Origin of the sequence: Photobacterium frigidiphilum (genome assembly GCF_003025615.1) — a bacterium.
GTDB lineage: Bacteria > Pseudomonadota > Gammaproteobacteria > Enterobacterales > Vibrionaceae > Photobacterium > Photobacterium frigidiphilum.
Window position 1 is genome coordinate 77,972 of record NZ_PYMJ01000002.1, and the last position, 12,780, is coordinate 90,751.

At 42.8% G+C, this 12,780-nt stretch carries 7 protein-coding genes; 3 read left to right on the forward strand and 4 right to left on the reverse strand.

Going from position 1 to position 12,780, the window contains the following annotated elements; genetic code table 11:
• Nucleotides 1–80: 80 nt before the first annotated feature.
• From pflB to C9J12_RS02530, 4 genes are all read right to left on the reverse strand, one after another.
• Nucleotides 81–2,357 carry a formate C-acetyltransferase gene (gene pflB, locus C9J12_RS02515; protein WP_107241272.1) on the reverse strand — a complete coding sequence of 759 codons (2,277 nt, stop codon included), beginning with the start codon at nt 2,355–2,357 and terminating at the stop codon, nt 81–83.
• A gap of 213 nt (nt 2,358–2,570) precedes the next feature.
• Complete coding sequence (locus tag C9J12_RS02520; RefSeq protein ID WP_107241273.1) at nt 2,571–4,085, reverse strand: DUF3360 family protein; 1,515 nt, start codon at nt 4,083–4,085, stop codon at nt 2,571–2,573.
• 466 nt (nt 4,086–4,551) lie between these two features.
• The gene (gene ycaO / locus C9J12_RS02525; protein ID WP_107241274.1) at nt 4,552–6,288 is read right to left on the reverse strand and encodes a 30S ribosomal protein S12 methylthiotransferase accessory factor YcaO; all 1,737 of its coding nucleotides are present in this window, start codon (nt 6,286–6,288) and stop codon (nt 4,552–4,554) included.
• Nucleotides 6,289–6,814: 526 nt separating this feature from the next.
• The gene (locus C9J12_RS02530; protein ID WP_107241275.1) at nt 6,815–8,764 is read right to left on the reverse strand and encodes a methyl-accepting chemotaxis protein; all 1,950 of its coding nucleotides are present in this window, start codon (nt 8,762–8,764) and stop codon (nt 6,815–6,817) included.
• A 667-nt stretch (nt 8,765–9,431) separates the two neighbouring features.
• On the opposite strand from C9J12_RS02530, the gene C9J12_RS02535 reads away from it, so the two are divergent.
• The 3 genes from C9J12_RS02535 to C9J12_RS02545 all read left to right on the forward strand — a co-directional run bounded on the left by C9J12_RS02535 (nt 9,432) and on the right by C9J12_RS02545 (nt 12,779).
• The gene (locus C9J12_RS02535; RefSeq protein WP_107241276.1) at nt 9,432–10,799 is read left to right on the forward strand and encodes a dipeptidase; all 1,368 of its coding nucleotides are present in this window, start codon (nt 9,432–9,434) and stop codon (nt 10,797–10,799) included.
• On the forward strand, nt 10,796–12,277 hold the full coding sequence (locus C9J12_RS02540) for a YfcC family protein (protein ID WP_107241277.1): 1,482 nt from the start codon (nt 10,796–10,798) through the stop codon (nt 12,275–12,277). Before C9J12_RS02535 ends, C9J12_RS02540 begins: the two co-directional genes overlap by 4 nt.
• Nucleotides 12,278–12,485: 208 nt before the next feature.
• Nucleotides 12,486–12,779, forward strand: a complete 294-nt coding sequence (locus C9J12_RS02545; protein ID WP_006232839.1) for an ArsR/SmtB family transcription factor — start codon at nt 12,486–12,488, stop codon at nt 12,777–12,779.
• The last annotated feature ends 1 nt before the right edge of the window (nt 12,780 follow it).

Genomic DNA, 12,780 nt, shown 5'->3' on the forward strand with positions numbered 1-12,780 from the left:
AAAAACCGACTATAAAGTCGGTTTTTTATTAGGACAGCGAGAGAAGACTAATGACTAGTTTCTCGTTACTCAGCTCTAAATTATAGAGATGCAGTGAAAGTACGTGCGATTACGTCTTTCTGCTGTTCAGTTGTTAGAGAGTTAAAACGCACTGCGTAACCTGATACACGGATAGTTAGCTGTGGGTAGTTCTCTGGGTGCTCAACGGCATCAAGAAGCGTTTCACGGTTTAATACGTTAACGTTCAAGTGCTGACCGCCTTCGATGCCAGCTTCATGGTGGAAGTAACCATCCATAAGACCTGCAAGGTTAGCTTTTTGAGTATCTGCTTCTTTACCTAGTGCGTTTGGCACGATAGAGAATGTGTAAGAGATACCATCTTTTGCGTCAGCAAACGGTAGTTTACCTACAGATGTTAGAGATGCTACAGCACCTTTCTCATCACGACCGTGCATTGGGTTTGCACCTGGTGCGAAAGGAGCGCCAGCACGACGACCATCTGGAGTGTTACCCGTCTTCTTACCGTATACAACGTTAGATGTAATAGTAAGGATTGACTGAGTAGGGATAGCATCACGGTACATTTTCAACTTACGGATTTTGCCCATAAATGTTGAAACTAGTTCACAAGCGATGTCATCTACACGTGAATCGTTGTTACCGAATTTAGGGTAATCACCTTCGATTTCGAAGTCGATAGAAATACCGTCTTCGTCACGGATAGGCTTAACTGTTGCGTACTTGATAGCAGACAATGAGTCAGCTGCAACAGAAAGGCCAGCAATACCACAAGCCATTGTACGACGAACGTCACGGTCGTGAAGCGCCATTAGTGATGCTTCGTAGCTGTACTTGTCGTGGCTGTAGTGAATGCTGTTTAGCGCAGTCACGTATTGTGTTGCTAACCAATCCATGAAGTGATCTAGACGATCCATCACATCAGCGTAGTCTAGAACTTCGTCAGTTACTGGCGCAGTCTTAGGACCGATTTGGATTTTAAGCTTCTCATCAACGCCGCCGTTGATAGAGTAAAGCATTGTTTTAGCAAGGTTAGCACGTGCACCGAAGAACTGCATTTGCTTACCAACAATCATTGGAGATACACAACAAGCGATTGCGTAGTCATCTGAGTCCATGTCTGGACGCATTAGATCATCGTTTTCGTACTGGATAGAAGAAGTATCGATAGATACTTTTGCACAGAAACGCTTGAAACCATCAGGTAGCTGCTCAGACCAAAGAACAGTGATGTTCGGCTCTGGAGAAGGACCCATAGTGTATAGGCTGTTTAGGAAACGGAAGTTTGAACGCGTAACTAATGTACGACCATCAAGACCCATACCACCCATTGATTCTGTTGCCCAGATTGGGTCACCAGAGAACAACTCATCGTATTCAGGCGTACGTAGGAAACGAACCATACGTAGCTTCATTACGAAGTGGTCAATCATTTCTTGTGCTTGAACTTCTGTGATTACGCCAGCTGCGATATCACGCTCAATGTACACATCTAGGAACGTAGAAGTACGACCTAGAGACATTGCAGCACCGTTCTGTGATTTAACCGCAGCTAGGTAGCCGAAGTAAGTCCACTGAATTGCTTCTTGTGCACTTGTAGCAGGGCCAGAAATATCGTAGCCGTATTTAGCTGCCATAGTTTTGATCTGACCTAGAGCACGGTGTTGCTCTGCAATTTCTTCACGAAGTTGCATTGTCATTTGAAGATCTTCGCCTAACTCGAAACGCTCTTGTAGAGACGTAAATTGAGCGAACTTGTCTTTCATTAGACGATCGATACCGTATAGTGCTACGCGACGGTAATCACCAATGATACGACCACGGCCGTATGCATCTGGAAGACCAGTCAGTACACCAGACTTACGACATTTCATGATGTCAGGCGTGTAAACATCGAATACACACTGGTTGTGTGTTTTACGGTATTCAGTAAAGATTTTAGAAACTTCAGGATCTAGTTCGCGATCGTACGCTTTACAAGAACCTTCAACCATACGGATACCACCGTTAGGGATGATAGCGCGCTTAAGTGGAGCTTCAGTTTGAAGACCAACAATCGTTTCAAGATCTTTGTTGATGTAACCTGCATCGTGTGCAGTGATAGTAGAAATAACTGAAGTATCGAAATCAACAGGAGCGTGAGTGCTGTTTTCCTGCTTGATACCTACCATTACTTGTTCCCAAAGCTTTGCCGTTGCTGGCGTTGCTTCAGATTCTAGGAAAGACTCGTCACCGACATACGGTGTGTAGTTCTTTTGGATGAAATCACGAACGTTTACATCGTTCTGCCATTCGCCTGCAGCGAAACCTTCCCAAGCTTTAGCAAATTGCTCTGCCATGTTATACCTACCTGTTTCTATTCAGTAGAAAAAATACGCACTGATTACGATGCAATTACGCAATCAATCATCATAAATGATGAACAGTACACTTTTATTAACAATAATACGGATAATGAAAAATTACAGCTTAACAACATTGAGATTTCATTATTCGTATTCGTGCTTATTTTCGAGTAAAGCAGGGCAGTGCAAACGCACTGCCCACAAGTCTTATAGTAGTGATTGAATGCCGTATTGGCCTTCTAGCATACCGACAGAAAGCATCGCAACTAGACAGATAATCAATACTGATGCTGGGATGATAATACGGTCGAAGATAGACAGTGTTTTAGCACGCTCTTTATCACCGATTAGGCCGTTGTTATCAAGTAGCATTGTGAGTGCCCAAGCCAATACAGGGTTAGTCACTGCTGCTGCAAAGATACAAATACCAGCAGACTGAGAGTCTTTAGTATCACGAACCATTTGCATACCTGCTTCTAGAAGAGGAAGAAATACACCCACAAGCAGCGCAATACGCATTACTGGTGGCCATACCGCAACATCCATTGGGAAACCAAGAATTGCAACAATAATACACAAACTACCCAGTAAGATGCCGCCCGCTGGAATTGGACGCTTAGCAATCGCCGCTGGGATCATGTATGTACCCCAAGATGATGTAATGTTACCACCACCAACCGCTGTACCTACAATTTGGCGTAGTGAACACGTTGTCATTGTATCATCAACGTCCATCAATACATTCTTTGCGCCACGTGGGTAGTTTAGTTCTTGGAAAATACGGTGACCAAGGAAATCTGGTGACCACATTGCTACTGCTAGAATAGCGAACGGTAATGATGCAAGGAAGTGCTGAAAGTTTGGTAAACCAAGCATCCAACCTTGATCTGTGCTGCCCCACCAGTATACAGGGTTTAGATTTGGTAGACCCATTTCAGTTTCAAATGTTAGGTCAAAACCTGCCCCCAGCGCTAGCGCAATGGCTAGACCTGCTGCTGCACAAGCTGGAATCGCAAGCCAGCGCTTACCGATACGAGCAAGGAAAGCATAAAGTACGATATTAACAGCAAGTACCACTAAACCAATATACCCCATGCTACCTTTCGCGGCATCGGCAGTTTCAAGGCTTGTTGCCCAAGATTGGATATCACCAATTTGGCTCATTGCTCCCGTAAAACCGAGAAAAACGAGTAAGCCCCCTGCAACCCCTTCACCGGTTAAATTCACCAGTTTAGAGCCACCTTTAAAGTAACTTAATAATAGACCGAATACACCTAAAAGAATTGCAAGAGCAAGAGGGTGTGCACCGGCTAGGGCAATCGTACCAATTAATGGAATCATTGGTCCGTGGTTACCTGCTAAGTTAGCCCTTGGGTTAAAGAAACCGGAGGCTAAAATACAGAAGAGTAATGCTGGGATAAGCATTTCGACACGAGCTACTTCAATGGCAAATTCTTTACCAAGCTCAACATGGTCCCAAGCTTGTGTTAGGCCATCAGCCCAAGACATCATTACCGCAGAATACATTGCGATGATGCCGATAGTACCTGCAAGCGCGGGAACTAAATCTTCCCATTCAAAGCGGAAATCACGACCAGGAAGGTTTAGCTTCCAGCGGCGTGGTTTCATTATTTTCAATTCGTTATCTAGATATTCAGATCGGCTAGAGAAGTCAGATGCAGGGCGGTGTTGCTCCTGGTAACTTCTTTCTTCTGATGACATATTTGCCTCGTTTCTACGTTAAATAATAATTTTTTTATGGTGACCTGTTTGCCGTTCTCTACTAATAACTCACCCTCAAGTAGGAACTGCTATATCAGTGTAATTATATTTCACCAAATTTTAGCAAAGTATACGGGTTGAAGTGGAAGATGGAATTGATCTTGATCACTACCCCTCAAAAAATGTAGTAAAATAACTAAAAAAAATTGAACGAAAAAATAATTTGTTAAAAAATATTGTAATAAGTGAGTAGGTTATGTGAGTTTGTAATAACCAAAAAATGAAAGAAAACTTGTTAACTAACTATTTTAAAACGAATATAGCTTTGTAGTGTGGGTTTTACGGTCTACAGGGAGTCTACACCAAAAGAGGCAGCCTGGAAGCTGTTAATTACTCGTAATGTGAAGGAATATGAAAGATAAAGCCAGCAACAAAGCTGGCTTTAGATGGAGATATATATCGGTCTCTATTGACCAATATGCAGTTTTTGGTATGACTCTAATAATTGTTGATGCGCAGGGTACTGGCGCATGGTGAGGTCGCCACCAGTGACACCATAGAAGCGAACCGTTCCTTCTATGGATCCCCATGCTGCGGCAACGGTTTCTATGCCATATTGCTGTTCGAAATCAGCTTTAGCCTGAGCTGGGTCGCGTTCATCATCAAGTGCAAGATTAAGGCTAGCCACTAGGCAATGGAAGAATTGGATACGTTCAGGGCCGTAAGTGGTTGCATTAACCTCAATACACCAAGTCGCCAGTTCGAGGGCTAACTCGAGGTCGCCACCTGCGAGTGCGAGTAGACATTTTACTTCACCAATGCGCAATGTTTGCCATGCATCGCCGGTTTGTGGGACTAGGCCGATAATTTCAGCAAGCAGTACAGAGTCATCGTACCCTTCTTCTTCTAAAATACCGTACATTTCTGCGTACTGTTCACCTTCCCATTCTACGTTTGGTAGGGCAAGGAATGTCTCACGCAGCTCCAACGCAACGTTATTGTTACTTTCTATGAGTGTTTCAATTGGGTAAATTTCAGACCAGCTTGGCACTATAATACGACAACAATTCACACCAAGATGAGAGTAATCGGCAATGTAAACGTCAGCTCTTGCTTTGGTCATAATTGCCATTAGGTGGCTGAATGACTCTTCAGAACTGCCTGTGAAATTCCAATCAACAAAATCATAACTTGCATCTGCTTTAAACAACTCTCCCGAAACCATCACACATGAGAAATTAGGCGTATGTGCCGCTTGTTCATTTTGCTGACTGTTATCATTGACTGTTGGCTGTGGGTAAATGCCTAACTCGATCAGTGTATCGTTCTGCAGTAACTCAGTTACCGCTCGCTCAAGTGCCATATCAAAGCGTGGATGTGCCTCAAATGCTGCTAAGCACACATCATTTCCCGGAATCGGTAACATCGCACAAAGCACTGGGAATTCACCGCCCAGTGATGCGTCGTAACACGTTACGGTTAATCCTTTTTCGGCTAACGCTGCAATAGACTCTGTGATTGCTGGGTAGCGTGCTATTACCTCAGCTGGAATTACCGGTAAGCTGATGTCTTTGAGAATAATGCGGTTTTTAATTGCACGAGCAATCACTTCAGATAAACACTGGGTGCGTGCCTCTGCTTGCGTATTACCTGCTGCAATACCATTCGACAAATAAAGGTTACTGATGATGTTAGCTGGAATATAGACGGTTTCATTGTCAAATTGACGTTCAAACGGTAAACAACATACGCCACGATCCATATTGCTCGATTGCAGATCAACTAAATCGGTACCCAGTAACTCAAGAGTCGGATCGTAATATTGTGTTAAACGTTCATCTAACATGCCTTCTGGCGGCAAGTTATCTTCACCAATATCAAACCACTTTTCGTTGTTGTAGTGAACAACATCGCTATTAGCCAGTGCTTGACCCAAGTAATAGTCATTATAAAAAGCATGGGTTGATAGGCATTCAAAGAATTTACCTAATGCAGACGCAAGGGCTGCTTGCTGTGTAGTCCCTTTTCCTTGAGTGGCATTCATCGGTGCATCGATATCACGAACTTGTACTGACCAGACATTCGGCACAGGATTAAACGAAGCAACCTCTTCTATATTAAAACCCAATTTTTTTAATTGAGTTTGGAAATGTTCGATAGATTGTTCAAGTGTGGCATCTTTACCTGTAACAGATGTTTTCATTATATGTCTCTTCAGTAAAAGCTATCGTCAGTATTGATAGGCGCGGAGTATATACCCAAACCACTTGGATGTCAGAAACCGAGGGCATAGATTCCATGCATTCGACTGACATCGAACAGGTTTTGATATTGGTTGATTTAACTGTTGAATAAAATGAAGTCATTTATGTTATTGCTGTTATTTTCTACCTTACTAGCCTGTTCTGGCTAATAAGGTTCGTGATGATAAAGCATATTAGGGCTAATGCGGAATATAACGAAAGAAGAATTCGTAATTGGATGTTTTAATAGAATTTAACATGAATATTGCAATGCTTATTGTTTTATATTGTAATAATTTTTTGTCAGTCTATATGTCATATATATGCATTGTAAACCGTTGCATTTGAATTTAATGAGGAAATTATTGGCGAGTGCTGGTTGATTGTTAAGATTAATGATTGCGGTGTGGTTTTTTATTTGGAAGCTTGGGTGGGAAAGGTTAGAAAATAAAAGGAAGTGGCATTACAGCCACTTCCAGCTGAATATTATTGCGCGACCTGGAATTCACCCAGACGGCTTCTCTGATCTTCTGCCAGTTGTGATAAGTGGCTGCTGGCTTCCGCTGTCTGGCTGATACCGGCCACATTCTGGCTGATGATGTCATTAATAGTATTTATGTTCAGTGTAATATCACCAATGGCTCGGCTTTGCTCGTCAACTGAGGTGGTGACATCGGCGTTGACCTGGCTGATATGATCCAGCGCTCGGGTGATAGAGTCAATCTGGCTACTTGTCTGTTCAGCGATTTCGTTAGTGCTTTTCACTTTGTCTAGGCTGTCATTCACCGCGGTAACGACGGCTGACGATTTGTGTTGCAGCTGCTCGATAATGGTCTGAATTTGTTGAGTTGAATCCTGCGTTTTGGCCGCCAGCACCCTGACTTCATCGGCAACCACGGCAAATCCGCGGCCGCTTTCGCCTGCTCGTGCCGCTTCAATCGCCGCGTTGAGTGCGAGCAGGTTGGTTTGCTCTGAAATACTGTCAATCACAGTGATCACTTCACTGATTTTGACGCTTTGCTCGTTAAGGTCGACAACCTGACTTGATGTCTCTTCAAGTTGCACTGTGAGCTCTTGTGACAATTGACGGGAATGCTGGGCGATAGCAGTACCTTCAGCGCCCAGCGCGAGTGCTTGTTGGGCACTCTCATCAGCTGTTTTGGCATAGCCGTCAACCAGTTCGGCGGCTGCAGATAGTTCTGTTACTGCGGTAGTAATTTGTTCTACTTGCTGTTGTTGCTCTCGGCCGTTGACTTCACTTTGGGTCATCACTGCGGCAAGTTCAGTTGAAGAGGTAGCGACTTCATCACCAACGCCACGCAGTGCGCGGATAGTGTGGCTAAGCTGAGAAATAGCATCATCAAGGCTGGAACCCAGCATACCGATTTCATTTTTACCGCTGATGTTTGTGCGGGTATGCAATTTACCGTCGGCTAAATCTTTCACTGTTAAATAAAGCGTGTTCATTACACCACTAATGGCATTTGATAGTAACATGCTGATTGACAACGCTAATAGAGTTGCAATCGCGGTCGCTGTTAACTGACTTGTAGTGACCGACTCTAATAACTCTGATGTTCTGTCAGAAAGCTGTTCAGTTTTATTAATCGATTCTTTTGCCAGAGTGGTAATTAACTGGGTGTTTTCATTACCAAGCCTGATCATCTGCGCAACATTATCTCTTTTCTCATTTTGTAGCTGAAGAATATCTTGAAGCTGTTTTTCCCAAAGACGGGCATTATTTACCAGCTCTTTGTTTTCAGGCCAGTTTTCAAAAGGCTGAAGCAGGGTGATGAGCGACTGGGTTTGATCTAATGTTTTTTTCGTTGCAGTGCGGCTCTTGCCTTTAACGCCTTCAGCGATATTAAACAGCATCAGCCCTGCGGTATCTGCCATTTGTGATATATCTTGATTCCATTGCTTCAGATCATCTGCGCTTCTGTTTTGGGTTATCTGAAAGTCAGCTTCACTGAGATCGGTGGTGATCCAGCTGGTTGCATCGTATATCTCTTTGATTTTACGACGCTGTTCTCTTAGCAGCTCCGAACTCTGTGTATATTGCTGGTAATTACGGATGAATGTTTCCAGTGTTTGTCTGACTTTTGGAGTCACGGCGCTGTTATCTGTCTGTATTATGCGATTATAGCTTTTCTGAACTTGCGCATAATTTTCGTTATTGACACGCACCATTTCGTCTAGGCGCTCATAAAATCCCAGCGCATAAATAGAACTCATTCGGCTTACGTCCTGTAGGTCCTGAAATTCTTTCAATGTGTTGTTAAGTGCGATGAAGTCATCGACATTGTCAGTGTTTGTTTCAACTTCTGATAACAGGCTCTGGCTGATTATGATGGTAATGATGAAACATAACACAGCAAAGGCTGAAGATAGCGAAAGCAATATTCGCAATGGTATATTTTTAATTGAATTTAGCATGAGGTATCAACGTCGTAATGTTTTTTAATAAATAGAGGAATAATACTTATTGAGTAAAATTATTAATCAATATGCAATAGCGCTGTATTAACTGATAGCAATAGCGTCAGTTATTATAATTTTGCTGAATATTATATAGGCAATGGTTGTACTTTAGTAGATGTATTAAATTTATATTTGCATATGGGATATTATAACGGGTGCATTATTTTTCATTATATTTGGTATTTGGTAATAATTGATCGCAATTTATAATAATGGGTAATGTTGACGAGTTATATATATATATTGTTTTTCTGTGCGACTTTGCCATTTTGTAATTTAGTAAAAGTGGGAAGTCGTCTTACTATCGTTTTGAACCCTGCCATGGTCTCCAGCTCAGAACTCTTTTCTCGTCAGAAATCTTAATGCGATGGATTTATCTTGTGTGTAGAACTGCTATGCATTGTTATAAGGATAGGATAATGCTGGCTTTATGATCGCTATCCCATTTAGATCCTTAATCAAGTGAAATTTGTCACAGATTGTTACTGTTCGTTGTAGCAGAATCATCCGGTATAAGGAAATCTCGTTGAATATTTATACCAATAATTAAATATCCTTCATTATTTTAGTCTGATTTTCTATTTTTATGACGACTAAAATGTAAGGGGAGCAGAGGGATACGATGAAAGCGAAAATAGCGTTAAATATAGATGGTATGCGCGATGATTATATCGAAGCAGTTAAGCGGCTAGTTACCATTCCGAGTGTTTATGATGAGGCAACATCATCTGAACAAGATCGAGTACCGTTTGGTCAACCTATTGATGATTGTCTAACGCAAACATTGGCACTATGCCAAGAGATGGGTTTCTCGGTGTATAAAGATCCCGATGGTTATTACGGGTATGCCGATATTGGGCAAGGCGAACAAATGATTGGCGTGTTGGGTCATCTTGATGTTGTACCCGTTGGTGATTTATCTACATGGGATTCACTGCCTTTTGAGCCTGAAATTCGAGACGGACGTTTATACGGTCGTGGCACGCAGGACGATAAAGGACCGACGTTAGCGGCTTTATTTGCTGTTAAAGCCTTATTGCAAAGTGGTGTGGTGTTAACCAAGCGAATTCGCTTTATTTTCGGCACCGATGAAGAAACATTGTGGCGTTGTATTGAACGCTACCTAGAAAAAGAAGAAATCCCCCAGTGTGGCTTCACACCTGATGCCAGTTTCCCTTTGATCCATGCTGAAAAAATGCTGATTCAATCGTGGTTGCACGGTGATGGTGACTCGTCGCTATTTCTTGAGTGTGGTGGCGCATTGAATGCCGTTCCTGAATTAGCACGATACCAAGGCCCATTAGGCGATAGCCTAGTGAGTGCACTTGATGAACTTGGGTTTGATTTTAGCTGTGAAGACGATGAAGTTACCGTATTTGGTAAAGCAGCGCATTCAGCCTCTGCCGATACCAAAGGCGTTAATGCTATCGCTCGCTTATGTATCGCATTGAAGAAGATTGGTGTGACTCATCCTCTTGTGGTCTTTATTGCTGATCAAATTGGTCAAGATGCGAATGCTACAAACATCTTTGGGGATATCGAAGATGTGAGTGGTCGTCTAACGTTCAATGTTGCGCAGTTAGATATATCGAAAGAGCACAGTAAATCGGGGATTGATATTCGGGTTCCCGTTACCTTTAGTAAAGAAGATTTTGATAACGATATTTTGGCTGTGGTTGAGCAGTATGGCTTACATTATGAAGAGTTTGACGTATTGCCTTCTTTATATATGCCAAAAGATAGTCCGATCATTCAGACATTGATGCGCGCTTATCAAGAAATAAGTGGCGATGTTGACAGTGAGCCGATGACGTCGGGTGGGGCAACGTATGCTCGAGCCATGCCTAATTGTGTGGCGTTTGGCGCTATTTTTCCAGGGCGCGATAAAGTTGAACATATGCCAAATGAATACTTAATCATTGATGACATGCTCAAGGCGATGAATGTCTACGCCAATGCAATTCATCAGCTGCAAGGAGTGGAGTTATGACAGCGGCAACAGAAACAAACAAGGTGAAAAAGTCTTTTAAGATGCCTACGGTGTACACCATCTTATTCATTATAATCGGCTTGGTTGCGTTACTGACATGGATAATGCCAGCGGGTAAATACGATTATATGGTGAACGGGACTGATCAGATCATTCCTGCTGCCGAAGTGCTGGACTATAGTGGAGGTGAGCGTTTATTACCGATCCCTGGTACGTATAATGAAATTGAGTCTACACCGCAGGGTTTCATTGATGTATTGATGGCCCCAATCAAAGGCTTCCATAAAGCCGTTGATGTTGCGTTATTTGTATTGGTGATTGGTGGCTTCTTAGCTGTGACCATGCGAACGGGTGCGATGGATTCAGGTGTTGCCGCTATTGTTCGTCGGTTTAAAGGCCGAGAGCAAATGATGATCCCAGTGTTAATCACGCTTTTTGCTGTTGGTGGTTCGACTTACGGCATGGCGGAAGAAACCGTCGCCTTTTGGGCGGTAATATTGCCCGTTATGGCGGTAGCGGGTTATGACCGTATGGTCGCTGCCGGTATTATTTTGCTCGGCTCTGGTGTAGGGGTGTTGTCATCTACTGTCAACCCATTTGCGACAGGTATTGCCTCGGGCTTTGCTGGTTTGCCCATTGGCGATGGTATTGGTTTGCGCTTGGTGCAGCTTGTCATTTTGATTGCACTGGCTTCATGGTATGTCATGCGTTATGCAGCCAAAGTCAAAGCAGATAAATCTGCCTCTGTATTGGCTGATATCGAATTTGACGATGAATTTTCGAAGATTAAAGAGGATTTGGGCGAGTTCACCACCAAACAAAAACTCACCATGAGCGTATTCTTTGGTGCGTTCATGGTTATGATTTACGGGGTTATTCCTTGGGAAGACATGGGTATCACGGTTATCCCAACCTTGTGGTGGTGGTTTGATGAGCTTTCTACACTATTTTTAGCATCTGCAATTTTGATTGCGGTTATTAACCGTATGTCAGAAGGTGATTTCATTAAAACCTTCTTAGAAGGTGCAAAAGATTTGATCGGCGTTGCGCTGGTGGTTGCTGTTGCGCGTGGTATTTACGTTGTGATGGATAATGGTGCCATTATTGATACCATTTTGAACTGGGCTGAAGGCGCGGTTACTGGTCTATCATCTGGTGTGTTTGTTGTGGTGACGTACTTGGTACATATTGTATTAAGCTTCTTCATTCCATCAACCTCTGGGCTGGCAACTGTTTCAATGCCATTAATGGCACCTTTAGCTGACTTCTCGGGTATTGGGCGTGATTTGATCATTACGGCTTATCAATCAGCGAGTGGTTGGATCAATATGTTTGCACCGACTGCGGGGCACTTGGTGGCTGGTCTGGCGTTAGCTAAAATACCTTATGAACGTTTCTTAAAGTGGGTAATGCCGTTTGTTGTCATGGTATTTGTCGTGACTATCGTGATCCTATTTGCAGGGGCTGCGTTGTCATAATCAATCGGTAAGCGTTGTTTATAAGTGCAGTTCGTAACTGTTGTTCATAAACATTGTTTGCTGGATTTTTTGTACAATAATTGTGAGAGGTGAATTTCGGAGGGCTAATCTTCGGTATTCACCTCTTTTCTATTATAATGATCGAATCAAAACGCGTTAGAACTCAGATCTAGCGATAAAGAAAGCAGAGTAGCTAACAGGATCGATAATGGAATTAGAGTTTGTCGCGAAAGCACTAAAAGAGTTAGGCCATCCTACACGGCTGTTTATTTTTAAACATCTGGTTAAATCGGGTCATGACGGGTTACCTGTTGGGCGATTACAGGAAGAGTTATCTATTCCTGGGTCAACTTTATCGCACCACATCTCCAGTTTAATGTCTGCAGGTTTAGTAAAACAACACCGAGACGGACGTACATTATACTGTCTTCCACAATATGATGTTTTAGAGGGCGTAATCGGTTTTCTACAAGATGAATGTTGCAGTACGCCCACAGAATAAA

What these genes read in the sequence shown, in the direction of transcription:
- C9J12_RS02545 (WP_006232839.1), top strand. Translation starts at nt 12,486, where the DNA reads ATGGAATTAGAGTTTGTCGCGAAAGCACTAAAAGAGTTAGGCCATCCT.
- ycaO (WP_107241274.1), bottom strand. Translation starts at nt 6,288, where the DNA reads ATGAAAACATCTGTTACAGGTAAAGATGCCACACTTGAACAATCTATC.
- C9J12_RS02530 (WP_107241275.1), bottom strand. Translation starts at nt 8,764, where the DNA reads ATGCTAAATTCAATTAAAAATATACCATTGCGAATATTGCTTTCGCTA.
- C9J12_RS02540 (WP_107241277.1), top strand. Translation starts at nt 10,796, where the DNA reads ATGACAGCGGCAACAGAAACAAACAAGGTGAAAAAGTCTTTTAAGATG.
- C9J12_RS02520 (WP_107241273.1), bottom strand. Translation starts at nt 4,085, where the DNA reads ATGTCATCAGAAGAAAGAAGTTACCAGGAGCAACACCGCCCTGCATCT.
- C9J12_RS02535 (WP_107241276.1), top strand. Translation starts at nt 9,432, where the DNA reads ATGAAAGCGAAAATAGCGTTAAATATAGATGGTATGCGCGATGATTAT.
- pflB (WP_107241272.1), bottom strand. Translation starts at nt 2,357, where the DNA reads ATGGCAGAGCAATTTGCTAAAGCTTGGGAAGGTTTCGCTGCAGGCGAA.